The 25,240-nt window shown below is 71.3% G+C and carries 26 protein-coding genes and 2 riboswitches; of the genes, 11 read left to right on the plus strand and 15 right to left on the minus strand.

The annotated features are described in order from the left end of the window. The 4 genes from C665_RS09445 to cobU all read right to left on the minus strand — a co-directional run. Positions 1–613, minus strand: a 613-nt coding sequence (locus tag C665_RS09445; RefSeq protein ID WP_004306935.1) for an adenosylcobinamide-GDP ribazoletransferase, incomplete at its 3' end; no start/stop codon positions are given. Next, positions 613–1,674: a nicotinate-nucleotide--dimethylbenzimidazole phosphoribosyltransferase gene (gene cobT / locus C665_RS09450; protein WP_004306936.1), complete on the minus strand. Its 1,062-nt coding sequence runs from the start codon at positions 1,672–1,674 to the stop codon at positions 613–615. The genes cobT and C665_RS09445, both read right to left, overlap by 1 nt. Continuing rightward, on the minus strand, positions 1,671–2,300 hold the full coding sequence (locus tag C665_RS09455; protein WP_040828916.1) for a Uma2 family endonuclease: 630 nt from the start codon (positions 2,298–2,300) through the stop codon (positions 1,671–1,673). Before C665_RS09455 ends, cobT begins: the two co-directional genes overlap by 4 nt. Before the next feature lie 35 nt (positions 2,301–2,335). Next, positions 2,336–2,884, minus strand: a complete 549-nt coding sequence (cobU, locus tag C665_RS09460; protein ID WP_004306939.1) for a bifunctional adenosylcobinamide kinase/adenosylcobinamide-phosphate guanylyltransferase — start codon at positions 2,882–2,884, stop codon at positions 2,336–2,338. 93 nt (positions 2,885–2,977) lie between these two features. Continuing rightward, positions 2,978–3,212: riboswitch (cobalamin riboswitch) on the plus strand. 132 nt (positions 3,213–3,344) lie between these two features. On the opposite strand from cobU, the gene C665_RS09465 reads away from it, so the two are divergent. The 8 genes from C665_RS09465 (at position 3,345) to C665_RS09500 (ending at position 10,381) form a co-directional block, all read left to right on the plus strand. Then, positions 3,345–5,183 (plus strand): TonB-dependent receptor domain-containing protein, encoded by a 1,839-nt coding sequence (locus C665_RS09465; protein ID WP_004306941.1) that lies wholly within the window; start codon positions 3,345–3,347, stop codon positions 5,181–5,183. A 51-nt stretch (positions 5,184–5,234) separates the two neighbouring features. After that, the gene (locus tag C665_RS09470) at positions 5,235–6,221 is read left to right on the plus strand and encodes a FecCD family ABC transporter permease (RefSeq protein ID WP_004306943.1); all 987 of its coding nucleotides are present in this window, start codon (positions 5,235–5,237) and stop codon (positions 6,219–6,221) included. Then, a complete protein-coding gene (locus tag C665_RS09475; protein WP_004306945.1) occupies positions 6,218–7,027 on the plus strand; it encodes an ABC transporter ATP-binding protein in 810 nt (269 codons plus the stop codon). Before C665_RS09470 ends, C665_RS09475 begins: the two co-directional genes overlap by 4 nt. Positions 7,028–7,135: 108 nt before the next feature. Next, complete coding sequence (locus C665_RS09480) at positions 7,136–7,375, plus strand: helix-turn-helix domain-containing protein (protein ID WP_004306946.1); 240 nt, start codon at positions 7,136–7,138, stop codon at positions 7,373–7,375. A 63-nt stretch (positions 7,376–7,438) separates the two neighbouring features. Next, positions 7,439–7,597, plus strand: coding sequence for a hypothetical protein (locus C665_RS09485; protein WP_187283012.1), 159 nt, complete (start codon positions 7,439–7,441; stop codon positions 7,595–7,597). Continuing rightward, positions 7,594–8,202 (plus strand): cob(I)yrinic acid a,c-diamide adenosyltransferase, encoded by a 609-nt coding sequence (gene cobO, locus C665_RS09490; protein WP_004306950.1) that lies wholly within the window; start codon positions 7,594–7,596, stop codon positions 8,200–8,202. The genes C665_RS09485 and cobO overlap by 4 nt, the downstream gene beginning before the upstream one ends. A 2-nt stretch (positions 8,203–8,204) precedes the next feature. Continuing rightward, positions 8,205–9,053, plus strand: a complete 849-nt coding sequence (gene cobA / locus C665_RS09495) for a uroporphyrinogen-III C-methyltransferase (protein WP_004306952.1) — start codon at positions 8,205–8,207, stop codon at positions 9,051–9,053. Positions 9,054–9,067: 14 nt separating this feature from the next. Continuing rightward, positions 9,068–10,381 carry a cobyrinic acid a,c-diamide synthase CobB gene (locus tag C665_RS09500; protein ID WP_040828919.1) on the plus strand — a complete coding sequence of 438 codons (1,314 nt, stop codon included), beginning with the start codon at positions 9,068–9,070 and terminating at the stop codon, positions 10,379–10,381. Positions 10,382–10,708: 327 nt separating this feature from the next. Here the strand turns inward: C665_RS09500 and C665_RS09505 are convergent, their stop codons facing one another. Further along, positions 10,709–11,620, minus strand: a complete 912-nt coding sequence (locus C665_RS09505; protein ID WP_004306957.1) for a LysR family transcriptional regulator ArgP — start codon at positions 11,618–11,620, stop codon at positions 10,709–10,711. Positions 11,621–11,798: 178 nt separating this feature from the next. Here C665_RS09505 and C665_RS09510 point away from each other — a divergent pair, with 178 nt between their 5' ends. From C665_RS09510 to C665_RS09520, 3 genes are all read left to right on the plus strand, one after another. After that, positions 11,799–12,404, plus strand: coding sequence for a LysE/ArgO family amino acid transporter (locus C665_RS09510; protein ID WP_004306959.1), 606 nt, complete (start codon positions 11,799–11,801; stop codon positions 12,402–12,404). Positions 12,405–12,637: 233 nt separating this feature from the next. After that, complete coding sequence (asd, locus tag C665_RS09515; RefSeq protein WP_012586105.1) at positions 12,638–13,528, plus strand: archaetidylserine decarboxylase; 891 nt, start codon at positions 12,638–12,640, stop codon at positions 13,526–13,528. A gap of 186 nt (positions 13,529–13,714) precedes the next feature. Then, positions 13,715–14,149, plus strand: coding sequence for a CBS domain-containing protein (locus C665_RS09520; protein WP_004306963.1), 435 nt, complete (start codon positions 13,715–13,717; stop codon positions 14,147–14,149). Positions 14,150–14,301: 152 nt separating this feature from the next. Here C665_RS09520 and C665_RS09525 read toward each other — a convergent pair whose 3' ends face one another. The 10 genes from C665_RS09525 to C665_RS09570 form a co-directional block, all read right to left on the minus strand. Then, positions 14,302–15,600 (minus strand): acetyl-CoA hydrolase/transferase family protein, encoded by a 1,299-nt coding sequence (locus C665_RS09525; RefSeq protein ID WP_004306966.1) that lies wholly within the window; start codon positions 15,598–15,600, stop codon positions 14,302–14,304. A gap of 88 nt (positions 15,601–15,688) precedes the next feature. Beyond that, on the minus strand, positions 15,689–16,675 hold the full coding sequence (gene cobJ / locus C665_RS09530) for a precorrin-3B C(17)-methyltransferase (RefSeq protein ID WP_004306967.1): 987 nt from the start codon (positions 16,673–16,675) through the stop codon (positions 15,689–15,691). 83 nt (positions 16,676–16,758) lie between these two features. Then, positions 16,759–17,964, minus strand: a complete 1,206-nt coding sequence (locus tag C665_RS21345; protein WP_004306970.1) for a cobalt-precorrin 5A hydrolase — start codon at positions 17,962–17,964, stop codon at positions 16,759–16,761. Between the two features lie 11 nt (positions 17,965–17,975). Beyond that, positions 17,976–18,854: a precorrin-2 C(20)-methyltransferase gene (cobI, locus tag C665_RS09540; protein WP_004306972.1), complete on the minus strand. Its 879-nt coding sequence runs from the start codon at positions 18,852–18,854 to the stop codon at positions 17,976–17,978. Further along, positions 18,851–20,167: a bifunctional cobalt-precorrin-7 (C(5))-methyltransferase/cobalt-precorrin-6B (C(15))-methyltransferase gene (locus C665_RS09545; protein WP_004306973.1), complete on the minus strand. Its 1,317-nt coding sequence runs from the start codon at positions 20,165–20,167 to the stop codon at positions 18,851–18,853. The genes cobI and C665_RS09545 overlap by 4 nt, the downstream gene beginning before the upstream one ends. Then, positions 20,160–21,326 (minus strand): cobalt-precorrin-5B (C(1))-methyltransferase, encoded by a 1,167-nt coding sequence (locus C665_RS09550; protein WP_004306976.1) that lies wholly within the window; start codon positions 21,324–21,326, stop codon positions 20,160–20,162. Before C665_RS09550 ends, C665_RS09545 begins: the two co-directional genes overlap by 8 nt. A gap of 9 nt (positions 21,327–21,335) precedes the next feature. Continuing rightward, positions 21,336–22,016, minus strand: a complete 681-nt coding sequence (locus C665_RS09555; protein ID WP_012586101.1) for a precorrin-8X methylmutase — start codon at positions 22,014–22,016, stop codon at positions 21,336–21,338. Positions 22,017–22,029: 13 nt separating this feature from the next. Continuing rightward, the gene (locus C665_RS09560) at positions 22,030–22,944 is read right to left on the minus strand and encodes a sirohydrochlorin chelatase (protein ID WP_004306981.1); all 915 of its coding nucleotides are present in this window, start codon (positions 22,942–22,944) and stop codon (positions 22,030–22,032) included. Continuing rightward, a complete protein-coding gene (cobM, locus tag C665_RS09565; RefSeq protein ID WP_004306982.1) occupies positions 22,941–23,768 on the minus strand; it encodes a precorrin-4 C(11)-methyltransferase in 828 nt (275 codons plus the stop codon). The genes C665_RS09560 and cobM overlap by 4 nt, the downstream gene beginning before the upstream one ends. Further along, entirely contained in the window at positions 23,768–24,406 is a 639-nt protein-coding gene (locus C665_RS09570) for an energy-coupling factor ABC transporter permease (protein WP_004306985.1), read from the minus strand. Before C665_RS09570 ends, cobM begins: the two co-directional genes overlap by 1 nt. Before the next feature lie 269 nt (positions 24,407–24,675). Then, a riboswitch (cobalamin riboswitch) is annotated at positions 24,676–24,900 on the minus strand. Positions 24,901–25,240 lie beyond the last annotated feature (340 nt).

Consider the following 25,240-nt stretch of genomic DNA (forward strand, 5'->3'; position numbering starts at 1 on the left):
CGGCGGGTGGCAGCAGCAGCAGGGGTAGCAGGCCGCTGGCGACGGCCAGCGCGAGCCCGGCCGGTGCCAGCGGGCGCGCGACGGCGACCGACTTGGCCGAATCGTCGGCGCGTACGTAGGGCAGGCGGTGCAGCACCACGGTGGCGGCCAGGCGCGACAGCGGATGGGCGACGAGCAGGGCGAGCGCCACGCCCGCCCCTTGCACCGCCGGGCCGGCCAGCTCCACCAGCGCCGCCGCCTTGGCGAGCAGCATCAGCACCATGCCGATGGTGCCGTAGCTGCCGATCCGCGAGTCCTTCATGATCGCCAGGATCTGTGCCTTGTCCCAGCCGCCGCCGAGGCCGTCGCAACTGTCGGCGAAGCCGTCCTCGTGGAAGGCGCCGGTGAGGCGGATGGTGAGCGCCATCGACAGGACGACCGCCACGGCGGGCGGCAGCAGCCAGGCCAAGGCGAGGTAGCCGAGCGCGCCTGCGCCGCCCACCACCCAGCCCACGAGTGCGAAGTAGCGCGCCGCATGGTGCATGCGCTCGGACGACCACGGCACCCAGGCGGGCACCGGGAGGCGGGTGAAGAAGCCGAGCGCGGTGAAGAAGAGTTCGAGCTGGTAGCGCATCAGCCCGGGCTGCGGCCCTGGTCGCTGACCCCGGCGGACTCGAAGCTCGCCATCTCGTTGATGAAATTCACAGCCGCCTGCACGAGCGGGAAGGCGAGTGCCGCGCCGGTGCCTTCGCCCAGGCGGAGGTCGAGCTCCATCAGCGGTTCGGCCTGCAGGAAGTCGAGCTGCACGCGGTGGCCGGGCTCCTGCGAGCGATGCGCGAAGACGCAGCACGACAGCACCGCGGGTGCCAGGGCGTGGGCGACGAGCACGGCCGAGGTGACGATGAAGCCGTCGACCAGCACCAGCATGCGGCGCTCGGCGGCGCCGAGGATGGCGCCCGCCATCATGGCGATCTCGAGGCCGCCATACTGCACCAGCACCTCCAGCGGGTCGTGTGGTCGACCACCGCGCTGCAGCGCCTGGGCGAGCATGCTGCGCTTGCGGAACAGGCCGGGGTCGTCCAGGCCGGTGCCGCGGCCGGTGACGGTATAGAGCTCGGCGTCGTGCTCGGCGCCCACCAGACAGTGGGTGAGCAGCGAGGCCGACGCGGTGTTGCCGATACCCATCTCGCCCAGGCCGATGCAGTTGCAGCCGTTGTCGGCGAGCGCATGGGCGACGCCGCGCCCGCGCTCGAGCGCTGCGTCGCGCTGCGCGGCGCTCATGGCCGGCTCTTCGATGTAGTTGGCCGTGCCGGGCGCGATCTTGGCGTCGATCAGCCCCGGGCGCTTGCCGAAGTCGTGGTTGACGCCGGCATCGACCACGGTGAGATCCAGCCCGAGCTGGCGGGTGAATACGTTGATCGCCGCGCCGCCGGCGAGGAAGTTCTCCACCATCTGCCAGGTCACGTCCTGCGGGTAGGCGGACACGCCGGCACGCGCCGCGCCGTGGTCGCCGGCGAAGACGACGATGTGCGGCTGGCGCAGTTCGGGTTCCAGGGTCTGCTGCAGCAGCGCGATCTGGTGCGCGAGCGCCTCCAGGCGGCCGAGCGCGCCGCGCGGCTTGGTCTTGCGGTCGATCTTGTGCTGGATCGCGGCGGAGAGCAGCGGGTCGGGCGAGGCGATGGCGTAGGGCTTCATGCGGCAGGTGGCGGGGGTGGTGTGGAGGGAGGGGGGATGGGCGCCGGGTCGGAGGCGTCCGCGTCCGGCAGGTCGCGATAGAGGTCGGCGAGCGCGAGCTCGAAGTCGAAGGCGGGCAGGGCGAGGCGGGCCGTTTCTCCGCTCGCCTCGCTCAGCACCCAGCGCCCGTCCTCGCCGCGGGTGAAGCACTCGACGTGGGCACGGTCCTGCGACAGGAAGAGCACGGTTTTCAGCCCCGCAAAGCGGCGATAGGCGGCGAACTTGTCGCCGCGGTCATAGGCCTCGGTCGAGGGCGACAGCACCTCGGCGATGAGGATAGGGTCTTCCTTGACCTGGCGGCGGGCGCGGTCGGCGTCGGTGCAGGTGACGAAGACGTCGGGGTAGAAGAGGTCGTCCGATTCGGCCAGGCGCAGACGGACGTCGGACATGAAGACGTTGCAGCGCGTGTGCTGCAGCCCGATCCGCAAAGCCATGTACATGTTTCCGGTCACGACGTTATGCACGTCCGACCCCCCCGCCATCATGAAGGCCTCGCCGTTGAAGAACTCCCAGCGCTCGGGCTGCTCCGCCTCCCAGGCCAGGAAGTCTTCCAGCGTCATCTTGTGCTTCTGTGCAGGCAGCCCCACAGCCCTCTCCCGGAAAGTGTGCTTCGCCCCGAAGTTTAGCCTTCCTTCAGCACCAGCGGCAGGCCGGCGGCGACGAAGACAACCCGGCGGCATGCGCTCGCCACCATCTGGTTGAGCCGTCCGGCCTCGTCGCGGAACAGCCGTCCGAGCGGCGTCTCCGGCACCAGACCGAGCCCCACCTCGTTGGCGACGAGGACGATGCGGCCGGGCAGCGTCGGCAGCACGGCGAGCAGCGCGTCGCGCTCGTGGCGGAAGCGCGGCAGGTCTTCGGCCGTGGCGCCTGCGGGAAGGGTGTGGGCGTCGGCGAGCAGGTTGGAGAGCCACAGCGTGAGGCAGTCGACGATCAGGCAGCGCTCGGCCGCGGCCTCGCGTCGCAATGTATCGGCGAGCGCCAGCGGCGCCTCGACCGTGCGCCAGCCCGCCGGCCGGTCGGCCTGGTGACGGCGGATGCGCGCCGCCATCTCCTCGTCGAGGGCCTCGGCGGTGGCGATCACCGTCACCGCCAGGCCGGTTTCGACAGCACGCCGTTCGGCTTCGCGGCTCTTGCCGGAGCGGGCGCCGCCGAGGATGAGTTCGCAGGTCATGGTCTTTGCGGGTCCTGCATGGAGGATTCGTCGTCGTTTTTTTGCAGTGCACGATACCGGGCCGTACGGTATCATCCGCCCCCACTGCCCCGGAAGGGGCAACGCGTTATCGGTGCCCACGGGCGTTTCTCGCCCCGGGTTAAACGGGAAACAGGTGCGCGGCCCCTCGCAAACGAGGCCGCAATGCCTGTGCTGCCCCCGCAACGGTAAGTGCGCGCAAGGTGCGTCATGCAGCCACTGGGCATCCATGCCCGGGAAGGCGACTCACCCGTCCGGCCCCGCCGGCACAGCGCACGAGCCCGGAGACCGGCCGGAACGCGGATTGGCGGATGTGCCGCGGGGTGGCGGCGACGGGCGCGGTTTGTCTTGCTCTCTTCGGTTCTACCTGGGTCGCGGTGCGTCCATGTGAGGTTGCCATGGCGTGCGGGGACGCGCGGTGTGGCGAAGGGAGTTCAAACCAATGAAGATCCGTGTTTCCGCGCTCGCCTCGGCATGCGCGCTTGCCTGTTTCCTCGCACCGGCCGCTCATGCGGCCGATGCCCAGCTCGGCCACGTCGTCGTGACCGCCACTCGCCAGCCGATCAGTGCCGATGCGGCCCTGGCCAGCGTGGATGTCATCGAGCGCGACGAAATCGCCCGCGCGGGGCATTCGAGCCTGCTGGGCCTGCTCTCCTCGCGGCCGGGCGTGCAGATGGCACGCAATGGCGGTCCTGGTTCGAGCGGCAGCATCTTCATCCGCGGGGCGAACTCCGGACACACGCTGGTGCTGGTCGATGGGGTGCGCATGGGCTCCGCTACCAGCGGCTCTCCGGTGCTGGAGACGATCCCGCTCGAACTCATCGAGCGTATCGAGATCCTGCGCGGCCCCGGAAGTGCGCTGTACGGCGCGGATGCGCTCGGTGGCGTGATCCAGGTGTTCACCCGCAAGGGGCGCGAGGGCTTCCAGCCCTCCGTGCGTGTCGGGGCCGGCACGGACGGCGCGCGCGAGGCGAGCGCCACGCTCGCGGGTGGAAACGAGCGTCTGCGCTACAGCCTGACCGCCGGTCACGAGCGCAGCGACGGCTTCAACGCAAGGCCGAATTCGGCGACCGCCGCGGATGCCGACGACGACGGCTTCCGCGGGGATTATCTGGGCGCGTCGCTGGTGCTGGACCTGGGCGGCAATGACGAGCTCGGCGCCAACCTGCTGTATTCCGACATGCGCAACTGGTACGACGCGGCACAGCCTTTCGACTCCTACCTCGACAAGCGTGCCGAGACCTTCGGCGCGTATCTGCGCAAGCAGCATTCCGCCGACTGGGCCAGCACCCTGCGCTTCGGTCACGGGGTGGATGCCCTCGACAACCAGTCGAACGCGAGCACGCGTTCCCGCTTCGATACCACGCAGCGCCAGTTGAGCTGGCAGCACGACGTCGCCGTAGGTGGCGGCTCGCTGATGGCGGCGTACGAGTTTCTGCAGCAGCGCGTGAAGACCACCTCCGACTTCGAGAAGACGCGTCGCCACATCAACGCCTTCCTGCTCGGCTGGGGTGGTGAATTCGACCGCCACAACGTCCAGCTCAATGCGCGCCACGACCGCAACTCGCAGTTCGGTGGCAAGACCACCGGCGCCGCGGCCTACGGCTATCGGCTTGCGCCCGAGTGGCGCGCCCATGCCAGCATCGGCACGGCGTTCAAGGCGCCGACCTTCAACGATCTGTACTTCCCGGTGGAGTGCTACGGTGCCTGGGGCTGCTTCGGCGGCAATCCGGACCTGGAGCCCGAGGAGGCGCTCAACCGCGAGCTGGGCCTGGCCTGGGAGCGCAACGGGGTCGGTGTCGACCTGACCTATTTCAACAACCGCATCAAGAACCTCATCGACTGGAGCACCGGCATCGCCTCCAATGTGGGCAGGGCCGACATCCAGGGGATCGAGGCGGCGCTGTCCGCGACCCTGGGCGACTACCGGCTGCGCGCCAGCGTCGACCTGCTCGACGCGGAGGATGACGAGACCGGCGATCAGCTCGGCCGCCGCGCGCGCGTCGGCGGGGCGCTCGCGCTGGAGCGTGCGGTGGGCGCGTGGACCTGGGGTGTGGAGTGGAACGGCAAGGGGCGGCGCTATGATCAGGTGCCGAACGCGGTGTCCAATCGCCTCGGCGGCTACGGTCTGGTCGATGCCTACGCGCACTACGCCGTGGCGCGCGACTGGAGCGTCGAAGTTCGTGCCAACAATCTACTCGACAAGGACCATGAGCTTGCGAAGGGGTTCGCAACACAGGGCAGGAGTGCCTTCGTCGCGCTGCGCTACGCGATGCACTGACCGGCGATGCCCGCCGTCGCCCTGCGTGGGGAGTCGCGCTTGAGTCCGGCCATGCGCCGCAGGCGGGCGCCGCTGGCGATCGCTGCGGTACTGCTGTCCGCGGCGGCCATGGCCTTGCTGTGGGCGCTGGTCGCCGGCGACCTGCCGGTCGCGGCGACCGATGTCTTCGCCGCGCTGGCCGGCGCGGAGGGCATGGGGGCGACCGTCATCCGCGAACTTCGCCTCCCCCGCGCCCTCGCCGCCTTCGCCTGCGGCGGCCTGCTCGCCACCGCGGGTGCGCTGATGCAGGTGCTGCTGCGCAACCCGCTCGCCGACCCCTACATCCTGGGCATCTCGGGCGGGGCGGCGGTGGGGGCGCTGGGGGCGATGATGCTCGGGGCGGCGCTGTTCTGGGTGGATGTGTCGGCCTTCGCCGGGGCGCTGGCGGCGATGCTGCTCGTCTTCGGGCTCGCCCATGGCGACGGCAGCTGGACGCAGACGCGCCTGCTGCTCACCGGCGTCATCGTCGCCGCCGGCTGCGGCGCGGCGGTGTCGCTGATGCTGGCGCTCGCGCCCGACACGCGGGTGATGTCGATGCTGTTCTGGATGATGGGCGACGCCAGCGCGGCGGCGCGGCCGTGGCCGGCGCTGGCGGTGCTGGCGCTGGCGCTGGTCGCGGTGATGCCCTACGCGCGCGACCTCAACGTGCTCGCGCGTGGCGAGCTCAGCGCGCGCGCGCTGGGCGTGCGCGTCGGCCACCTGCGCATTGCCTTGTACGTGCTGGCCTCGCTGCTCACGGCGACCTCGGTGACGCTGGTCGGTTCGGTCGGCTTCGTCGGCCTGGTGGTGCCGCACCTGGTGCGCCTGGTGCTCGGCAATGACCAGCGCGTGTTGATCCCCGCCGCGGCGCTCGCCGGCGGCACCCTGCTGACCCTGGCCGACACCGCCGCGCGCACCGTGATGGCGCCGCAGCAGCTGCCGGTGGGCGTGCTCACCGCGCTGATCGGCGTACCGGTCTTCCTCTTCCTGCTCTCGCGCAACCCGCGCGGCACGCCATGAACGCCGCCCGCCGCGCCTTGCCCGTGGATGACGCCCCCTTGCTCGAGGCCGAGCGCCTCGCGCTCGAGGTGGGCGAGCGCTGGCTGTGCTGCGAGTTCAGCCTGAGCCTGGCGGCGGGCGAGTGCCTGGTGCTGCTCGGCCCCAACGGCGCGGGCAAGACCACGCTGTTGCACACCCTGGCCGGACTGCGCGAGCCCACGGTGGGCGAGGTGCGCATCGGCGGCCTGCCCTATGCGGCCTGGCCGGCGCTGGAGGCGGCGCGGTTCCGCGGCCTGCTCGCGCAGCAGCAGCCCGACCCCTTCGCGGCGAGCGTGCTCGAGACCGTGCTGGTCGGCCGCCACCCGCACCTGGGGCGTTGGGGCTGGGAGGGGCCGCAGGACGTGGCGATCGCGCGCGCGGCGCTGGAGTCGGTCGGGCTGGCCGGCTTCGAGCAGCGCGACGTGCAGACGCTTTCGGGCGGCGAGCGCCAGCGCGTGGGCATCGCCACCCTGCTCGCGCAGGCGCCGCGCCTGTTCCTGCTCGACGAGCCGCTCAACCACCTCGACCTGCACCACCAGATCGCCGCGCTCGAGCTCTTCCAGCGCCTGCTGCGCGAGCAGGGTACCGCGCGCGGGAGCGTGCTGGTGCTGCACGACATCAACCTCGCCGCACGCTACGCCGACCACATCATCCTGCTCGACGGCCGTGGCGGCGTGATCGCCGGCGACCGCGACGCCGTGCTGCGCGCCGACCTGCTCGGCCAGGCCTTCGGCCACCCGCTGCGCCGGATCGAGCATGAGGGGAGGGCGGTGTTCCTGCCGGACTGAGCGGGCGTGTCCGGAGCGCGTGCCGGGCTCGATATCGGCATTGGCGATTTCTTGCGTTTATCGAGAAAGGCGATATCCTGGATTTATCGGGATCATCGATACGACACCATGCCCAGGCTTTACTCTCCGGAACAGGCCGCCGAGCTGCTCGTCGGCCGGCGCAAGGCGCTCGGCTTGTCGCAGGCCGAGGTCGCGGCCCGGCTCGGCATCAGTCAGAACCGGCTCTCCGAACTCGAGACGCGCCCCGAGCGCCTCACCTTCGACCGCCTGCTTGCGCTCGCTGGCGTGCTCGGGCTCGAGCTGACCCTCGGCGACCGCAAGCCCGCCGAGGTGGAGCGTGAATGGTAGCCGCGGGCCGCCGCACGCAGGCACTTCAACGCGATGGCGCACAAGTGCGGCCTCGGGACCGACATGGAGGATGTCGTCGAGGCGGTGCTGGCGCAGCTCGACGGGCTTGCGGCCGGGCTGACGGCAGCCTTCCCCGAGGATGTCTTCACCACGATCGCCGCTGGCATGCGTGCCAGCGCGCGCCGACTTCACAACGAAAACAGGACGACAGGCCCGACATGACCCAGACCCCCGACCGCGACACCCGCCACAACGCCCGCATGGCACGCAAGAAGGACGTCGTCGATGAAAAGATCGCCGCCGCGCAGGCCGAGCGCGGCGTGCTGCTGGTCAACACCGGCAATGGCAAGGGCAAGTCGAGCGCGGGCTTCGGCCTGGTGGCGCGCGCGCTCGGGCACGGCATGCAGGTCGGCGTGGTGCAGTTCATCAAGGGGCGCTCGGACACCGGCGAGGAGGCCTTCTTCCGTACCCAGCCCGGCGTGCGCTGGCACGTGATGGGCGAGGGCTTCACCTGGGAGACCCAGGATCGTGCCCGCGACGTCGCGTCGGCCGAAGCCGCCTGGGCGCTGGCACGCGAAATGCTTCAGAATCCCGAAGTCGGCCTCGTGGTGCTGGACGAGCTCAATATCGCGCTCAAGTACCAGTATCTCGACGTGGAGCGGGTGCTCGCCGACCTGCGCGCCCGGCCGCCGATGCAGCATGTGGTGGTCACCGGCCGCGGGGCGCCGCCCGCGCTGGTCGAGGCTGCCGACACCGTCACCGACATGACGCCGGTCAAGCACGCCTTCGCCGCGGGGGTGAAGGCGATGCCCGGCATGGAGTGGTAAGAATGGCAGTTCCCGATCTCGCGGTTCATCGTCCCGGCCCGCTGCCGGGCTGGGTCTATCTGGTGGGCGCCGGCCCGGGCGACCCGGAGCTGTTCACGCTGCGCGGCGCGCGCCTGGTGGCGGGCGCGGACGTCATCGTCTACGACAACCTCGTCGCGCCGCCCATCCTGGATCTGGCGCCGGTCGAGGCCGAGCGCATCTACGTCGGCAAGAAGGCGGCCGACCACTCGCTGCCTCAGGACGAGATCAACCAGCTGCTGCTCGAGCTGGCGCGGCGGAACAAGCGCGTGGTGCGGCTCAAGGGCGGCGATCCCTTCATCTTCGGCCGTGGCGGCGAGGAGATGGAGCTGCTGGTCGAGGCCGGCATCCACGTCGAGGTGGTGCCGGGCGTGACCGCGGCGGCGGGTGTCTCCGCCTACGCGGGGATCCCGCTCACTCATCGCGAGCACGCGCAGTCGGTGGTGTTCGCCACCGGCTTCCTCAAGGAAGGCAAGGTCGACCTCGACTGGCCGATGCTGGCACGTCCGCATCAGACGGTGGTGATCTACATGGGCATCTCGCGCCTGGCCGACATCTGCGCCCAGCTCGTCGCCCACGGCCTGCCGCCGACCACGCCTGCGGGGGTGATCGAGCGCGGCACCACCCATGCGCAGCGCGTGGTGGTGGCCGACCTCGCCACCCTGGCGCAGCGCGTGCTGGACGAAGGCGTGCGTCCCCCCTCGCTGACCGTTGTCGGCAGCGTCGTCGGCCTGTACCCCAGGCTGGCCTGGTTCGAGCCGCAGGAGCAGCCCAAGGCCTCGCCGCTGCCGCACGCCGGCTGTGCGGTGGTGCACGGAAAGGGTGGCGAGTGAGCGTGGCGGACGCGATGCCGGAAACGGTCGACCCGGGTGCGGCCTCGTGCCCGGCACTCTTCGTCGCCGCACCCGCCTCCGGCCAGGGCAAGACCACCGTCACCGCGGCGCTCGCGCGCCTGCACACGCGGCTGGGACGGCGGGTGCGGGTGTTCAAGTGCGGGCCGGACTTCCTCGACCCGCAGATCCACGCGGTGGCGAGCGGCGCGCCGGTGCATAACGTCGACCTGGGGATGTGCGGCGAGGCGGACATCGCCAGGCGGCTGCACGCCGCGGCGCGCGAGGCCGACCTGATCCTGGTCGAAGGTGTGATGGGCCTCTACGACGGCGCGCCCTCGGGCGCCGACATCGCACGCCGCTTCGGCATCCCGGTGATGGCGGTGATCGACGCACGCGCGATGGCGCAGACCTTCGGCGCGGTGGCTTACGGGTTGGCGCATTACCAGCCCGGGTTGCCCTTTGCCGGGGTGCTCGCCAACCACGTTGGCAGCGCGCGCCACGCCGACATGCTGCGCGAGTCGCTGCCGGCGGGCATGCGCTGGTTCGGTGCGGTGATGCGCGATGTGGATGCGGCGCTGCCCGAGCGTCATCTCGGTCTGCTGCAGGCGGCGGAGATCGACGACCTCGGTGCGCGTCTCGACCGCCTCGCCGATCATCTCGAGCGCACCGGCGCCGCGGAGCTGCCGCCGACGGTGGCGTTTCCCGTCGTGGCAGTGGCGGAGATTCCGCCACTGCTCGCCGGCAAGCGGATCGCGATCGCGCACGACGCCGCTTACGGCTTCCTCTACCCGGCCAATGTCGACACCCTGCGCGCGCTGGGTGCGGAGCTCGCCTTCTTCTCGCCGCTCGCCGGCGAGGGCTTGCCGGCACAGTGCGACGCCGTCTGGCTGCCGGGCGGCTACCCCGAGCTGCACGGCGCCGCGCTGGCCGCCAACGCCGGGTTGTGGGTCGGGCTGCGAGCGCATGTGGCCGCCGGCAAGCCGGTGCTCGCCGAGTGCGGGGGCCTGATGAGCCTGCTCGATGCCATCGTCGACAAGGTCGGGGTGGAGCACGCGTTCGCCGGCCTGCTGCCCGGCCGGGCGGTGATGCAGAAAAGGCTCGCCGCGCTCGGCATGCAGGAAGTCGATCTGCCCGGCGGTCGGCTCACCGGCCACACCTTTCATTATTCGCGCACGGAGACCCCGCTGGTGCCCTGGCTGCGCGCGCGCCGCCCCGACGGCGGCGAGGGCGAGGCGATCTACCGTCGCGGCCCGATCACCGCCTCGTACGTGCATTTCTGGTTCCCGTCGAATCCGGTGGCGGCGGCGGGGCTGTTCGGCGGAGGATGACCCGTCTGCCATCGGGTCCGTGGCGAAATTGCGCCTCGACCCGATGTGTCGCCGATCGCGACTGGCGTCGCACCCACGGGAGGCATCGCGGCGCATCGGGGGGCCGTAGGAGCGACGCGAGTCGCGATCGGCGCGTCGGTCCGCGCCGCGCTCGCCTCGCCACCGCAATCGCGACTGGCGTCGCGCCCACGGGAGGCATCGCGGCGCATCAGGGGCCGTAGGAGCGACGCGAGTCGCGATCGGCGCGTCGGTCCGCGCCGCGCTCATCTCGCCACCGCAATCGCGACTGGCGTCGCTCCCACGGGAGGCATCGGTCTCATTAGGCCTTCAGCCCGGCCCGGCTGGATCGCGCCGCTCACCCCCGAGTGCCCGCCCTGCAGCATCTCCGATCGCCTGCGCCAGCCTCGCCATCACCGGAGACTGTACCTGCCAGTGGTGCCAGTACAGGACCACCTCTTCGCGCTCGGGTGCCAGGTCGACCAGCTCGCCGCGCGCAAGGTGCGCACGTGCCTGGATCTCGGGGACGAATCCATAGCCCAGGCCGGCGAGCGCGAAGGCCATGAAGCCCTCGGACGAGGGCACGACGTGGTGTGGATAGCGCCGCGAATCCAGCCCGAAGTGGCGCAGCAGGAAGGCCTCGTGCATGTCGTCGTGGTGGCCGAAGACGATCGCCGGCGCGCGCGCCAGCGCCGCCGGGGTGAGACCCTGCGGGAACCAGCGCGCGCGGAAGTCGGGCGAGCCGGCGCACAGATAGGGCATGGCCCCGAGGCGTACGGCGGCGCAGCCGCGCATCGGATCGGCGCGGGTGGACACGCAACCCAGCACCTCGCCGTCGGCGAGCAGCGCGTGGGTGTGGTCCTGGTCGTCGACCACGCAGTCGAGCACGATGCCCTCGTCGCGGACCACCTCGGCGACCGCGCCGATGAACCAGGTGGCGAGCGAATCGGCGTTGACGCCCACTGCGAGACGCAGCGGCCCGTCCACCTGGCGTGGCGACAGCGCGCGTCGCGCCTCCGCCTCCATCAGGCGCAGCTGTGCAAGGTAGGGCAGCAGCCTGCGCCCGGCCGGCGTGGGCCGCACCGGCTTGCTGCGCACCAGCAGAACCTGGCCGAGCTCGGCCTCGAGCAGCTTGACCCGCTGCGACACCGCGGACTGGGTCAGCGCCAGCCGGCGCGCCGCGCGCTCGAATCCGCCCTCCTGCAGCACCGCCTCGAAGGCCAGCAAGCGATGATCGATCATTAGCGTTATTGCTCGAAAACGAAATAAATCGATCCTACTTAATAAAAGCCTGCCTGGCGCCTATATTCGCGCCTCCCGGCGCTTCTGCAGGTCCGCCTCATGCCGGTTCTTGCCGGAGCGCCCGCAGTCGCGAACAGGGCTGCGGCCACGGCAACACGAGACGACAACGGAACGCATCATGAGCAACGTCTACCTCAACGGTTTTCTCCTCACCCTCGGCCTGATCATGGCGATCGGGGCGCAGAACGCGCACGTGCTGCGCCAGGGCCTGCGCGGCGAGCACGTGCTGCTGACGATCGGCGTGTCGGCGGCGTGCGACATTCTGTTGATCGGCCTGGGTATCGCCGGCGTGGGCAGCCTGTTCGTCGCCAACCCCGACCTGATGACGGTGGCGCGCTACGGTGGGGCGGCCTTCCTCGCCTGGTACGGCGCGCGCGCGCTACGCTCCGCGCTGCGCGGTGGGCGCGCGCTGGACCTGGCCGAGCACAAGCGCATGTCGCGCGGCCAGGCCCTGCTCGCGGCCGCCGGCTTCAGCCTGCTCAACCCGCATGCCTATCTCGACACCGTGGTGCTGCTCGGTTCGATCGGCAGCCAGCAGGCCGAGGACCTGCGCCCGCTCTTCGCCGTCGGCGCGATCAGCGCCTCGATCGTGTGGTTCCTGCTGCTCGGCTACGGCGCCCGCCTGCTCGCGCCGCTGTTCGCCAAGCCGGTGGCGTGGCGTGTGCTCGATGCGCTGGTGGCGCTGATGCTGTGGGCGATCGCGGGCTCGCTGCTGCTGGGGTGAGCGGGCGTGAGCGCCCATTCGCGCCTTGCGGTGCTCCTACGGAAGCGACCGCGTTTCGGGACCCCCTGTAGGAGCGCCCCAAGGCGCGAACACAGCGCCCGGTCGACCGCAGCGCGCATTCCACGCGTCGGTTTCGTCCTGAAACGGATCGTTCGGGGGGCGGAGCGTGTGAACCCGGCCCGCTATAATCGATGCCCTCGCGCATCTCGCGCGCACCGATCAGGATCTCCGCCGTGTCCGAACGCCTCGCCGTCGCCCTCCAGTACGCCCTGCCCAAGCGCCTGCTCACCCAGCTTGCCGGAAAGCTCGCCGGCCTGGAGGGGGGCAAGGCGACGACCGCGGTGATCCGCTGGTTCGCGAAGCGCTACGGGGTGAATATGGCCGAGGCCGCGAACGCCGATCCGGCGAGCTACGCGAGCTTCAACCAGTTCTTCACCCGCCCGCTGCGCGAAGGCGTGCGGCCGATCGCCGATGCGGACTTCGTCTGCCCGGTCGACGGGGCGATCAGTCAGTTCGGGCCGATCGAGTTCGACCAGGTCTTCCAGGCCAAGGGCCACTTCTATTCCACCACGGCGCTCGTGGGCGGCGACCGGGCGCTCGCCGCGCGCTTCGAGAACGGCGACTTCGCCACGATCTACCTGTCGCCGCGCGACTACCACCGCATCCACATGCCCTGCGCCGGGCGGCTGACGCAGATGATCCACGTGCCGGGCGAACTGTTCTCGGTGAATCCCGCCACCGCGCGCGGCGTGCCCGGTCTGTTCGCGCGCAACGAGCGCGTGGTGTGCGTGTTCGAGGGCGAATTCGGCCCCTTCGTGATGGTGCTGGTGGGCGCGACCATCGTGGGCAGCATGGCCACCGTGTGGCACGGCGTGGTCAATCCGCCGCGCCGGCCGGACATCGTCAAGCGCGGCTATGCAGAGGGCGAGGTGGTGCTGGAGAAGGGCGCCGAGATGGGCCGCTTCCTGCTCGGCTCGACGGTGGTGATGCTGTTCCCGCAGGACGTGCTGCGCTTCGGCTCCGACTGGGCGCCGGGCGGCCCGGTGCGGATGGGCGAGCCGATGGCGCGTGCGAAGTCGGGCGCGCCCTCCGATGGTGCGCCAGCACTCGCCGATGCACCGTGATGGTGTCCAGGAATGGCTCCGGCGGGCATTCCCTGGCGTCATCCTGCGGTCACGATGCTGAAAGAATCCCATGCTAGAACAGCGGCTTGGCGTTCCGTCCGGAATGCCCGGCGCCGACCTCCGAAGCTGGCACGATTGAAGCTAGGGATGGGGTGCCGTCCAACAACGAGCATCAGGAGACAGATCATGCCCAGCCGTCCGATCCATCAGATCCTTTCCGATCGTCCCTTCGTCGGCGTGTCGGCCGACACCCCGGTGCGCGAGGTGGTCCGCCAGATGAACGCCCTGCAGCGCAGCGCCGCCCTGGTCACCGAGCACGGCGTGCTCACCGGCATCTTCACCGAGCGCGATGCCGCCTTCGGCGTGCTGGCCGCCGGCCTGGACGCCGACACCACGCCGGTGGGTGCGGTGATGACGCACAATCCGGTGACGCTGACCGAGGACCGCCCCTTTGGTCACGCCCTGCACCTGATGTACGAGAACGGCGTGCGCCACGTGCCGATCGTCGACGCCAACCGCCGCCCGCTCGGTGTCGTCACCGCGCGCGATGCGCTTCAGCTCGATGCGCTCACCTTCGGCGCCGAGCTGGTGCGGCGCGAGGAGATCACGGTCATCCTGTAGGCGCCGTGTTCGCGGCTTGCGCCGCTCCTACAGGGGGCCGGAAACGCGGCGGCTCTTGTAGGAGCGCCGCAAGGCGCGAATGCAGCGGTCGAGATCCACCCACGCGCATCGCCTTGCCGGACCGCCTATCGCGCCTGCCCGCAGCCTCCCCCTCAAAGCAGGTTCATCTTCCGCGCCGCATCGCGCAGTTCGCCACGGAAGTCCGGGTGCGCGATGCCGATCAGCGCCTCGGCGCGCTGTTTCGCGGTCTTGCCGCGCAGCTGCGCCACGCCGTACTCGGTGACCACGTAGTTGATGTCGTTCTTGCTGGTGGTGACGTGGGTGCCCGGCGACAGCACCGGCGCGATGCGCGACACCGTGCCCTTCTTTGCCGTTGACGGCAGCACGATGAAGGCCTTGCCGTCCTTCGAGCGGTTGGCCGCGCGCACGAAATCCGCCTGGCCGCCGGTGCCCGAGTAGGGCAGGTGGCCCAGGCTCTCCGAGCCGCACTGGCCGATCAGGTCGATCTGCATGGTGGCGTTGATCGCGCACAGCTTGTCGTTGCGTGCGGCCAGGTAGGGGTCGTTGGTGAACTCCACCGGGTGCATCTCGATGCCCGGATTGCGGTGCATGGTGCGATACAGGCGCCGCGAGCCGAGCGCGAAGGTGGCGATCGTACGGCCCGGCATGAAGGTCTTCTTGCGGTTGGTGACCGCGCCGGACTCGATCAGCGACAGGATTCCGTCGCCGAGCATCTCGGTGTGGATGCCGAGCTCGCGCTTGTGCTGCAACTGCACCACCACCGCGTCGGGGATGCCGCCGTAGCCGATCTGCAGTGTGGAGCCGTCGTCGATGAGCTCGGCGACGTACTTGCCGATCGCCTGCTGCACCGGGCCGATCTCGGGCAGGCCGACCTCGAAGAGCTCGTCGTCGCTCTCCACCAGGCCGGCGACCCGGGAGATGTGCACCAGGCAGTCGCCGTTGGCGAAGGGCACGTTCGGATTCACCTCGAGCAGCACGACGCGCGCGCGCCGGATCGCCGCCATGGTGTAGTCGGGCGCGAGCGAGAGGCTGAAGTAGCCGTGCTCGTCCATCGGCGAGGCCAGCGACACCACCACGTCCGCCGGTGACAGGCCGCGCTCGATCAGCATCGGCAGCTCGGAGAAGTAGGCCGGCACGTAGTCCACCCAGCCGGCCTGGCCGCCCGCGCGGTTCGCACCGCCGAAGAAGTAGGCGTCGTGGCGCACGTTCGCGCGCGTTTCCGGGTCGAGATAGGCGAACTTGCGCAGCGGCAGGATCTGGCTCACCGCGACGTCGCGCAGCGCGTGACGGCGCGCGGACAGGGCGTGCAGCAGCGCCGGCGGCTCGCCCACGCCGGTGGGCACGACCACGGTGTCGCCGTCGCGGACCTGGCCGGCGGCGTCGGACGCGGTCATGCGCTTGCTGTCGTAGAGGGCCTGCAGCTTGGACATCGCGGTTCTCCCGGGCGTGTGATCTGGCGTCGAAGGAAGTCGATTATACGGGTATTCCATACGGAGTCGTATGGTAAAGGGTGCGCGCTCAAGCAGGTGGGTGGGCGAGGACGGCGCGGATGTAGTCCTCGGGCAGGCGGTACTCGGCGGCCAGCTCCCGGGCGTTGCGCCCGCTGGCGCGGATCGTCGCCAGCCAGCCGTCGAGCCCGCTCGACAGCGAGCGCCCGGCCTGTTCGCCCGCGCGGGTGGCGCGCTCGCTGCCGTCGACCGCGTACTTGTTGGCGTAGCCGCGCGGGGTCACCATCAACCCGTCGCGCACGAAGGTGTTGGAGTTGCCGATCAGCACCGTGGTCAGCATGCCGATGTCGGCCTCGGCCATGCGCTCGAGGGTGCTGAACTCGATGCGCTGCCTGGGCCGGTAGGCGGACTTGACGATTGCCACCGGCGTGGCCGGGTCGCGATGGCGCAGGAAGATGCGCTGCGCCTCGACGATCTGCCCGGTGCGGCGGCCGCTCTTGGGGTTGTAGAGCGCGACCACGAAGTCGGCATAGGCGGCGGCGTCGAGCCGGCGTGCGATGGCCGGCCAGGGCGTGAGCAGGTCGGACAGCGAGATCGCGCAGAAATCGTGCGTCAGCGGCGCGCCGACGAGCGCGGCGCAGGTGTTGAGGGCCGAGGCGCCGGGCACGATCTCGACCTCGATGTCGCCGGGCTTTCCGCTCGGCGGTGTCCACCCGGCCTGGAAGAGCACCTCGAAGGTCGGGCCCGCCATGCCGTACACCCCGGCGTCGCCCGAGGAGACGAGCGCCACCTTGCGGCCCTGGCGGGCGCGCTCGAGCGCCTCGATGGCGCGGTCGAGCTCCTCGGTCATCGACTTGCGGATGACCTCCTTGCCCTCGAGCAGGTCGGCCACGAGGCGGATGTAGGTGACGTATCCGATGATCGTGTCGGCCTCGGCGATCGCGGCGCGCGCGCGCTCCGTGAGGTGGGCGTGCGCGCCCGGGCCGAGGCCGACGAGCATGATCTTGCCGGCGGGGGCGGACGTTCCGGGAGGGACGATGGTTTCGGGGGCGTTCATGCGGGAGGGACTCCGGTGCGAAACGCGGCCCGCGAGGGCGCGCGTCGAGCCCCGGCGGTGGTGCCGGGTGCTCGGGGTGGTCGTCAGTTCGGGGCGGGCGAGGAGGCGGGAAGGCGGGCGATGGAGACGGTGGCGTTGCGGCCGTCCGGGCCGCGCAGCTTGTGCTTTTCGACGCGCAGCGCGCCCGGGTCGGTGGCGAGTGCGGTGCCGGCGGCGAGCAAGGCTGCGGCCTCGGAGACCGAGGGCGTGCCGGTGTATCGGCGCACCGTCTCCGACGGGTTGGGCACGTCGACCGCGGCGAGCACGGCCGGTGGGTAGAACCGCAGCGTCCAGCCGGCGGCCGTGGCCGCCTCCAGCAGGCCGGCTTCGTCGGCCTTCAGCGTGATGCTGGCCACGGCGGCGACGTCGATGCGCGACGCACCGATGCGGGCGAGCGCCGCGTCGATCGCTCGCGTGATGGTCGCCGCCGGCGTGCCGCGGTCGCAGCCGAGGCCGAGCGCGAGCTTCTTCGCCGCAGCGATGGGGCGGTAGATCACCCGCTTGCCGGCGAGGCGTGCAGCGTAGCCGGTGGGCAGAGGGCGGTCGCTGATCCACAGTACGGCGCCGAAGTGTTCGGGCTCGACGTCTTCCAGGCGCGCGAAGCGCCGGATGTTCGCCGGCAGCGGGCCGCTGCGGCCGTTGGCGTGGCGCGACCACCAGTCGGTGCTGCCGGTCTCCTGCACCAGCGCCACCGGCTCGTCGTTCACCACCGCGGCGCTGGCGCGCACGATCTCGTCGTGGCTGGCTTCGAAGGTCCAGCCGAGCTCGCGGCCGAGCAGGTCCACCGCCAGCGTCGCGCGCGCGTCCGATGCGGTGGTCAGCACCGGCGTGGCGCCCACCGCCTGCTGCAGCGCGGCGGCGATCGCGTTGGCGCCGCCGAGGTGGCCGGACAGCACCGGGATCGCCCAGCGCCCGGCCTCGTCGAGCACCACCACGCCGGGGTCGGTCTCCTTGTTGCCGAGATGCGGCGCGATCAGGCGCACCACCGCGCCGAGCGACACGATGGCGACGATGCCGTCGAAGCCGGCGAACAGCGCCGGCACCTGGTCGCCCACCTTGCCCTCGTAGCAGGCGAAGGCGCCGGGTGCGGCTGCGGCGGCCTCGGCGGCGAACTTCCGCGGTGCGAACAGCGTGGCGCCGGGCAAGGCGGCGATGACGCGACCGGCGAGCGCGATGCCGTGGCGGGTGATCGCCACCACGGCGATGCGGGTGCAGGGGAAGGGCAGAGGCTGGAGGGGTTGCGAAGGCATCGGGCGGAGCCTCAGGAAAGGGCCGTGGCCGCGGGGGACTCGCCAGGGTGCGCGGCGGCGCCTCCGGTGTCCGGGGAGGGGGCCTGCGCGGTGGCTTGCGGTTCCACTTGCGCGGCGCGCTTGCGGCAGCCGCGGCGCAGCTCGCCGCGCGCGCGCTTGGGGTTCTGCACCAGCAGCAGGGAGAGGTAATTGACCTGCGCGCCGCGCAGGCTGGCAAGGTCGTGCACCACGCGCTGCGCGGGCGCCCCCACCTTCTCGACGAAGCAGCTCGTGGCGAGCAGGCCGCGGCGCTCGAGCAGGTCGAGCACCTCGTCGAGCAGCGGCTTCACCTTCATCAGCACCAGGGTGTCGAACTCGTCGAGCAGGTGGTCGATGACGGTGGTGCCGTAGGCGGCGGGGATCACCGCCATCGTCTCGTCCTCTTCGGCCAGCGCCAGGTCGGCCACCGCCGCGGCGGCGGCGAAGGAACTGACCCCGGGGATGGTGTCGACCTCGACCTCGGGCGCGAGCTCGCGCACCGTGCGCGCGAGGTGGCGGAAGGTGGAATAGGTGGAGGCGTCGCCCTCGACCAGGAAGGCGAGGTCGCGGCCTTCCGCGAGCAGCGCCACCACCTGCGTCGCGGCGCGCGCCCAGGCCTTGGCGAGTGCGACGGCGTCGCGCGTCATCGGAAAGACGAGCTCCACCGCGTCCGCGGGGATGGACAGACCGCCGCGGCGGACGATGTCGAGCGCGTAGGAGGATTCCTCCGCCTTCTTCACCGGATACGCCCAGCGTGCGTCCGACTGCAGCGCGGCCCAGCCGCGGCGGGTGACGAGCTCGGGGTCGCCGGGGCCGAGCGAGATGCCGATCAGGCGGCCGAAGCGAGCCGTGTTCGCGGGATGCGGATTCATGGAGCCTCCTTGCGGGTGGTGACGATCCACACCGGGTTCTGCGCGGCGAGCCGATGCATGTCGAGGATGGGTTGGCTGCGCGCGGCCGAGAGCATCGTCACCTCCCAGGCGGTGTCGGCCGCGGCCAGCACGGAGGTGGCGGTGGCGAGGTTCTCGAGGGTGACGAAGTTCATCACCAGCCGGCCGCCGGGAACGAGCCGCCGCAGGACGAGGGTGATCAGCTCGCCGAGTTCGCCGCCCGAGCCGCCGATGAACACCGCATCGGGGTCGGGCCAGGCATCCAGACCGGCGGGGGCCTTGCCCTCGAACAGGCTGTAGTTGCTGGCGCGCAGCCGACGGGCATTGGTGCGTGCATTGGCGGCGTCGGCGGGGTTCTTCTCGATCGCCCATACGTGGCCGTGGCGGGCGATGCGGCTGGCCTCCAGTCCGACCGAGCCGGAACCGGCGCCGATGTCCCACACCCGGCTGTCGGCGCGCAGCGCGAGCTTGGCCAGCGCGACCGCGCGTGCCTCGAGCTTGGTGATCAGGCCCTTCTCGGGTGTGCGCTGCACATAGTCGAGGTCGTCGACGCCGAACAGCGCGGTACCGACGCACGTGCGCTCGATCACCACGACGTTGGGTTCCGGGAAGCGCCGGCTGGCGGCCTCCTGCAGGCTCAGCCCGGCGAACACCGCTTCGTCGTCCAGGCACAGGCGGGCGACCACCGACAGGCGCAGGTCCTCGTCGCAGCCCGGCGCGCCATGACCAGCCGCGAGCAAGGCGCGGGCGATGCGGTCGGGGCTGTTGGCGGGGCTGGTGAAGCAGGCGACCAGCGGGTGTTCGGCGACGGCGCGGACCACGCGGTACAGGCCGTGCTCCGGCGTGGGGCCGGGTTGCCGCGGATCGGCCTGCCATTCGTCGGCGTCGGCGCCGTGGCAAGACACGAAGCGGGCCTCCTGCCACGACCTCTTCAGGCGCGCGAAGGCGAGCTGCAGCGTCGAGGTTGCGGGCAGTACCTCGAGCCGCGCGGCGCCGAGCTTGTCGATCAGGAAGCCGGCGATGCCATGGCACAAGGGGTCGCCGGTGGCGAGCACCACGGCGGCGTCGCCCTCGAGCACGGCCTCCTCGATCCAGCCCGGCACGCGTGTGAGCGCGCCGTCCATGTTCAGCAGGCGGGCGCTGGGGGCGTGCGGTGCGATGCGTTCCAGCGTGCGTCCGGCGCCGATGAGGCTGGCGGCGGCTTCGATGCGCCGGCGCGCTGCGGCGCCGAGGCCGTCCCAGCCGTCGTCGAGCAGGCCGACGATGCTGCAGACGGGGGCAGTGGATTCAGGCATGCGTGGTCTCCTTCAGGTCGGCCTCATCGACGCTCACGATCGGCACGCCCTCGAAGTTGCACGCCAGCACGGTGAGCCGGTGCGGGCCGGGGTAGCGCTGGCGCAGGCTGCGGATGGCGCGCCCGGCGAGCGCGCGGTGGAAGGCCACGGCCAGGCCGAGCGCGCTCAGGCGTTCGGCGGCGAAGCGGGCGGTCTCGGCGGCGCGGATCTCGGCCACGAGCGCGGGCGGCGCGCCGACCTCGGCAGCGGCGGCGGCGATCAGCTCGCGATCGACCTCCTCGCGCCAGGCGTGGGTGACCGACAGGCCCTGGGCGATCTTGGTGAGCTTGCCGATCATGGCGCCGACGACGATGTGGCGCATGCCCTGCCTCACCGCGGTGGTGAAGGCGGCCTTGACGAAGTCGCCCATCTGCACGAAGCAGGCCTCGTCGAGGTCCGGGAAGGCGCGCATCGCGCATTTCTCGGTGCGGCCACCGGTGGTGAACACCACGCAGGTCTGGCCCTGGTTGGCGGCGACATCGATGGCCTGGATCACGCTGGCGCGGAAGGCGGCGGTGGAATACGGGCGGACGATGCCGGTGGTGCCGAGGATGCTGATGCCGCCGAGGATGCCGAGGCGGGCATTGAGCGTCTTCCGCGCAATCTCCTCGCCGCCGGGCACCGAGATCGTCACCTCCAGACCGTCGCCGGCCTCGAGGATGGGCGTGCCGGCCGCGCGCACGTTGTCGATGATGTTGCGCCGCGGCACGGGGTTGATCGCGGGGCCGCCGACCGCCAGCCCGAGCCCGGGCTTGGTGACCACGCCCACGCCAGGGCCGCCCGCGAGGATCACCACGCCGCCGCCCCCGCGGATGCGGCGCACGTCGGCGGTGAGACGGGCGCCATGGGTGGCATCGGGATCGTCGCCGGCGTCCTTGATCGAGACCGCGTGGGCGTGGTCGCCGTCCACCTGGCCGTCGCGGATCGTGAAGCGCACCCGCGTCGTGTTGGGCAGCACGCACTCCACCGCGTCGGGCACCGCGCCGCGCACCAGGCCGAGCGTGGCGGCCGCCGCGGCCGCGGCCGAGTTGGCGCCGGTGGTGAAGCCGGTACGATTGCCGCGCGAGCGCCTGGCGTCGCCCTTGCGCACCTTGTCGGGGAGGGAATGTCCTGCCGCCATCGTGTCGCTTCAGCCCCGGACGGCCTGTCGCTGCCGTGTCTCGGCCAGCCCGAGCAGGGCGTGGATCGCCGCCACCACCAGGGTGGAGCCGCCCTTGCGGCCGCGGATGACGATCCATGGCACCGCGTCGACCGCGGCCATCCGGTCCTTGGATTCGGCCGCCGACACGAATCCCACCGGCATGCCGACCACCAGCGCCGGGCGCACGCCCTCGTCGCGGATCAGTCGCACCAGCTCGATCAGCGCGGTGGGTGCGTTGCCGATGCCGACGATGGCGCCGTCGAGCAGGCCGAGGCGGTGCGCCTTGCGCATGGCCTGCACCGCGCGCGTGCTGTCCTCGGCGCGGGCGTGCTCGACGACGTCGGGGTCGGAGATGAACTGGTGCGTGCGCATGCCGAAGTGGGCGAGACGCGAGGCGGACAGGCCGACACAGATCATCTCGACGTCGGCGACGATCCGCGCGCCGCCGCCGAGGATGGCGGCCAGGCCGGCGTCCACCGCATCGGGATGGAATTCGGTGAGGCCGTTGAACTCGAAGTCGGCGTTGGCGTGGATCATGCGGCGCACCACCGGCCACTGCCCGGCGGTGTAGGCGTGACGGCCGACCTCGGCGTCGATGATGGCGAAGGAGTCGTGCTCGATCGCGCGCCCGGCGGCGGTGAGCTGTTCGGTGACGGTGTTGGTGCGCATGGCGGGTTCGGCTTCAGGCGTGCGCGTGGCCATGGGCGCGAGCGTATGCATGGCCATGGTCGTGCTCGTGGTGCGCAGGGGCGTGACGGGCGTGCGTGGGGCTGTGCTCGTGCAGGTGCACGGCCTCGGCGGCGAGGCGGTATCTGCAGCCGTCGCACTCCAGCAGTCCGCCTTCGGGTGCTTCGTGGTCGTCGACCCTGCGGTCGAGCAGCGCGAAGATGCCCTCGTCGAAGCCGAAGTGGGTGCCGAGCGCGAAGGCGAGCTGCGGGTACTGGCGCCGCAGGCGCTCGACCTGTGCCCGGATGCGCTCCATCAGCACCCCGGTGAAGAGGTACACCGGCACGATGCAGATCTGCGTCATGCCCAGGCGGGCCTGGCGCTGCACCACGGTTTCGAGTCGCGGCCAGGTCACGCCGGTGAAGGCGAGGTCGACCAGCTCGTGGTCGCCGTCCTCGAAGAGCCAGCGCGCCATCTTGGCGAACTCGCCGTTGGCGCCGGCGTCCGAGGAGCCGCGGCCGAGCAGCACCACGCCGGTGGTGTGCGGGTCGGGCATGTCGAGCTGCCTCAGCAGGCGGTCGAGCTGGCCGCGCAGTACGGCGAAGAGCTCGCGCCCCATGCCGAGGTGGCGGGCGCAGGCGAAGGCGACGCCGGGGTGGCGGGCGCGGGCGCGCTCGATCGCAGCCGGAAGCTCCATCTTGACGTGGCCCGCGGCGTTGAGGATGAAGGGAATCGTGACGACACGGTGCGCCGCGTGCGCGGCGCGGTCGAGGCCCTCGTCGAGCAGCACGTCGGCGTGCTCGATGAAGCAGGTCTCGATGCGCCAGCCGGGGTGGCGTTCGCGCCATTGTGCGGCGAAGTGGAGGATCTCCTTGTTGCCCTCGCGGTTGCGCGAGCCGTGGCCGACGAGAAGGATGGCGGTCTTGTTCATGCGGTTTCTCCGGTGGCGATGCCGGCCGCGGCGGCCGGCATCGACGCCTTGCGGAAGCGGTGGCCGAAGCCCGGGTCGTAGAGTTTCGAGCGTGCGAGGTCGGGCCACAGGCGGGCGCCGAGCGCCGGACTGGCGAGAATCATGGCCTGGCTGGCGATCTTCTCGTCCTGGCAACGGCGCTTGATGTCGGCCAGCGTGCCGCGCACGATCTTCTCCGCGCCCGCCCAGCTCGCCTTGTGCACCACCACGATGGGGGCGTCCTCCGGCCAGCCGGCGGCGCGCAGCGCACGCTGCACCTCGTGCAGCAGCGTGATCGACAGGAAGATGCACAGCGTCGTGCGGTGCGCGGCGAGCGCCTCGAGCGCCTCGCCCGGCGGCATCGGCGTGCGCCCGGCGACACGGGTGAGGATCACCGTCTGCGTCACCTCCGGCAGGGTCAGGGTCTCGCCCGCGGCGGCGGCCGCGGCCATCGCCGAGGACACGCCCGGCACCACCCGCCAAGGAATGCCGGCGGCGTCGAGCGGGCGCGTCATCTCGACCAGGGCACCGTACAGGCCGGGGTCGCCGGTCTGCAGGCGCACCACGACGGGATGGCGGGCGCAGGCGTCCAGCAGCCAGGCGCTCATGCCCTCGAGCGTCATGTCCCTGGAGTCGCGGATCTCGCAGTGGGCGGGCGCGAACTGCGTCGCGCTGCGGTCGACCAGCGAGCCGGCGAACAGGATCGCGCCCGCCCGCTCGAGCAGGCGGCGGCCTTTCACGGTGATCAGGTCGGGGTCGCCGGGGCCCGCGCCGACGAACCAGACCGTACCCGGCAGCGCGGTCATCAGCCGCGCGCCGGCACGGCGAAGCAGAGCCGCACGAGGGGACGATGCGCCTGCGACTGCAGCAGGCGGACGAGTGCGACCGTCAGCACCGGCTCGATCAGCGCCACCGGGAGGTAGGCGCTGGCGAAGGCGGCCCATGCCGCGAAGGGCGTGGCGACCTCGCCCATGGCCAGCCAGAAGCCGACCATGACGGCGACGCCGGCGTAGTAGGCGGCGTCGAGCTTCAGCACCGATCCCACCCGCGTCGCGGCGCCGCTGGCGAGCCTGCGGCCGAGCGTGGCATGCAGCGCCACCAGCGGTACGGCCAGCGAGAGGAAATTGACCCCGAGATGCAGCAGGTCGGCGGGCTCGAAGACCCCGCCCTGAAGCAGCAGGCCGAGGCCGAAGCCGAGCAGGGTGGGCACGAAGCCGAGCGTCAGGTAGATCGGCATGGCGCCGATGAAGTGCAGCTCCGATGCGCCGGCGGGCGTATGGAAGCTCTGCATGAAGACGGAGAAGAACAGGGCTGCGAGCAGGGTGCGCAGCAAGCGCTGCGGCTTCCTGAGAAGTTGCGGCGCCTGGGCGGCGACGAGCGCGGTGGCGGCGAGGTTGGCGGCGGCGATCTTGGCGCCGGAAAGGATGCCGGGTTCGATGTGCATGATGACTCCCCACGAGTGCATGGAACGACGATGCGAACCACGCGGGCGGGGGGCGGCATGCGGGCGCGGCGCTGCCGGTGGGCGTACGCACGCGGTGAAACCGCGAGCGCACGCCGGGCACGGCATTGCCTGGAGACCGCTTGCACGACGAGTCGGCTGGAGCTTCCGGCGCACACGGGCAGCCGGCGGAAAACCAGTCGGATCGAACCCACACCCCGGGGCTCACATCAACCTGGAACCGCGCACGACGCCACTTGCAGGCGGGTGCGGGTTCCGTACTCGATCGGGCCGGTCTTCTGGCTTGCCGTCTTCCTCCTCCGCCGGCCTTCCCGAGCGCAAGGCTCAGTGGCGTGTTGGCGGATTCGTCAGGCTCACAGCAGCGGGGGCTGCGCCGGAATGGTCGTGCGCGCGCAAGGCGGACGACGTCACCGGACTTCCCGTTTCACCCTGTCATATGAAGTTATGACAGGGCACCCGGATCGAATGCGGAGCGAAGGATAGGCGAAGCTGGGGCGGGAAGGCAAGCGATGTGCAGCGGTGGGGACGGGAGCGCCGCGGTCGCGATGCCGGTTTTCGTGGGAGCGACACCAGTCGCGATGCGGCCATCGGCGCGGGTTATGCGAATCTCGGACCCGCGCCGACGGCCTCGCTGTTTCCGGTCGTCCTGCTCAGCGCTTGTCGCCGCCCGGCTTGGCGGCGAACAGGGCGGCGCGGGGCTGCGGGCGGCGCTGCGGGTTCGCGCCGGCGGGGCGGGGCGCGTTACCCTCCGGGCGGCGGTTGGCGGACGGTGCGCGGTTGCCGTCCACCTCGACACGGCGGGCCGGCCCGGCGCGG

Source organism: Thauera aminoaromatica S2, assembly GCF_000310185.1.
Lineage (GTDB): Bacteria > Pseudomonadota > Gammaproteobacteria > Burkholderiales > Rhodocyclaceae > Thauera > Thauera aminoaromatica.

Excerpts from the sequence above, each read along its gene's own strand:
- cobI (WP_004306972.1), bottom strand. The coding sequence starts at position 18,854 with ATGAATCCGCATCCCGCGAACACGGCTCGCTTCGGCCGCCTGATCGGC.
- C665_RS09510 (WP_004306959.1), top strand. The coding sequence starts at position 11,799 with ATGAGCAACGTCTACCTCAACGGTTTTCTCCTCACCCTCGGCCTGATC.
- cobT (WP_004306936.1), bottom strand. The coding sequence starts at position 1,674 with ATGAAGCCCTACGCCATCGCCTCGCCCGACCCGCTGCTCTCCGCCGCG.
- C665_RS09550 (WP_004306976.1), bottom strand. The coding sequence starts at position 21,326 with ATGGCGGCAGGACATTCCCTCCCCGACAAGGTGCGCAAGGGCGACGCC.
- C665_RS09475 (WP_004306945.1), top strand. The coding sequence starts at position 6,218 with ATGAACGCCGCCCGCCGCGCCTTGCCCGTGGATGACGCCCCCTTGCTC.
- C665_RS21345 (WP_004306970.1), bottom strand. The coding sequence starts at position 17,964 with ATGCCTTCGCAACCCCTCCAGCCTCTGCCCTTCCCCTGCACCCGCATC.
- cobO (WP_004306950.1), top strand. The coding sequence starts at position 7,594 with ATGACCCAGACCCCCGACCGCGACACCCGCCACAACGCCCGCATGGCA.
- C665_RS09465 (WP_004306941.1), top strand. The coding sequence starts at position 3,345 with ATGAAGATCCGTGTTTCCGCGCTCGCCTCGGCATGCGCGCTTGCCTGT.
- C665_RS09485 (WP_187283012.1), top strand. The coding sequence starts at position 7,439 with ATGGAGGATGTCGTCGAGGCGGTGCTGGCGCAGCTCGACGGGCTTGCG.
- C665_RS09480 (WP_004306946.1), top strand. The coding sequence starts at position 7,136 with ATGCCCAGGCTTTACTCTCCGGAACAGGCCGCCGAGCTGCTCGTCGGC.
- cobM (WP_004306982.1), bottom strand. The coding sequence starts at position 23,768 with ATGACCGCGCTGCCGGGTACGGTCTGGTTCGTCGGCGCGGGCCCCGGC.
- C665_RS09560 (WP_004306981.1), bottom strand. The coding sequence starts at position 22,944 with ATGAACAAGACCGCCATCCTTCTCGTCGGCCACGGCTCGCGCAACCGC.
- C665_RS09505 (WP_004306957.1), bottom strand. The coding sequence starts at position 11,620 with ATGATCGATCATCGCTTGCTGGCCTTCGAGGCGGTGCTGCAGGAGGGC.
- C665_RS09545 (WP_004306973.1), bottom strand. The coding sequence starts at position 20,167 with ATGCCTGAATCCACTGCCCCCGTCTGCAGCATCGTCGGCCTGCTCGAC.
- C665_RS09525 (WP_004306966.1), bottom strand. The coding sequence starts at position 15,600 with ATGTCCAAGCTGCAGGCCCTCTACGACAGCAAGCGCATGACCGCGTCC.
- C665_RS09500 (WP_040828919.1), top strand. The coding sequence starts at position 9,068 with ATGCCGGAAACGGTCGACCCGGGTGCGGCCTCGTGCCCGGCACTCTTC.
- C665_RS09555 (WP_012586101.1), bottom strand. The coding sequence starts at position 22,016 with ATGCGCACCAACACCGTCACCGAACAGCTCACCGCCGCCGGGCGCGCG.
- cobJ (WP_004306967.1), bottom strand. The coding sequence starts at position 16,675 with ATGAACGCCCCCGAAACCATCGTCCCTCCCGGAACGTCCGCCCCCGCC.
- C665_RS09470 (WP_004306943.1), top strand. The coding sequence starts at position 5,235 with ATGCGCCGCAGGCGGGCGCCGCTGGCGATCGCTGCGGTACTGCTGTCC.
- cobU (WP_004306939.1), bottom strand. The coding sequence starts at position 2,884 with ATGACCTGCGAACTCATCCTCGGCGGCGCCCGCTCCGGCAAGAGCCGC.
- cobA (WP_004306952.1), top strand. The coding sequence starts at position 8,205 with ATGGCAGTTCCCGATCTCGCGGTTCATCGTCCCGGCCCGCTGCCGGGC.
- C665_RS09570 (WP_004306985.1), bottom strand. The coding sequence starts at position 24,406 with ATGCACATCGAACCCGGCATCCTTTCCGGCGCCAAGATCGCCGCCGCC.
- C665_RS09520 (WP_004306963.1), top strand. The coding sequence starts at position 13,715 with ATGCCCAGCCGTCCGATCCATCAGATCCTTTCCGATCGTCCCTTCGTC.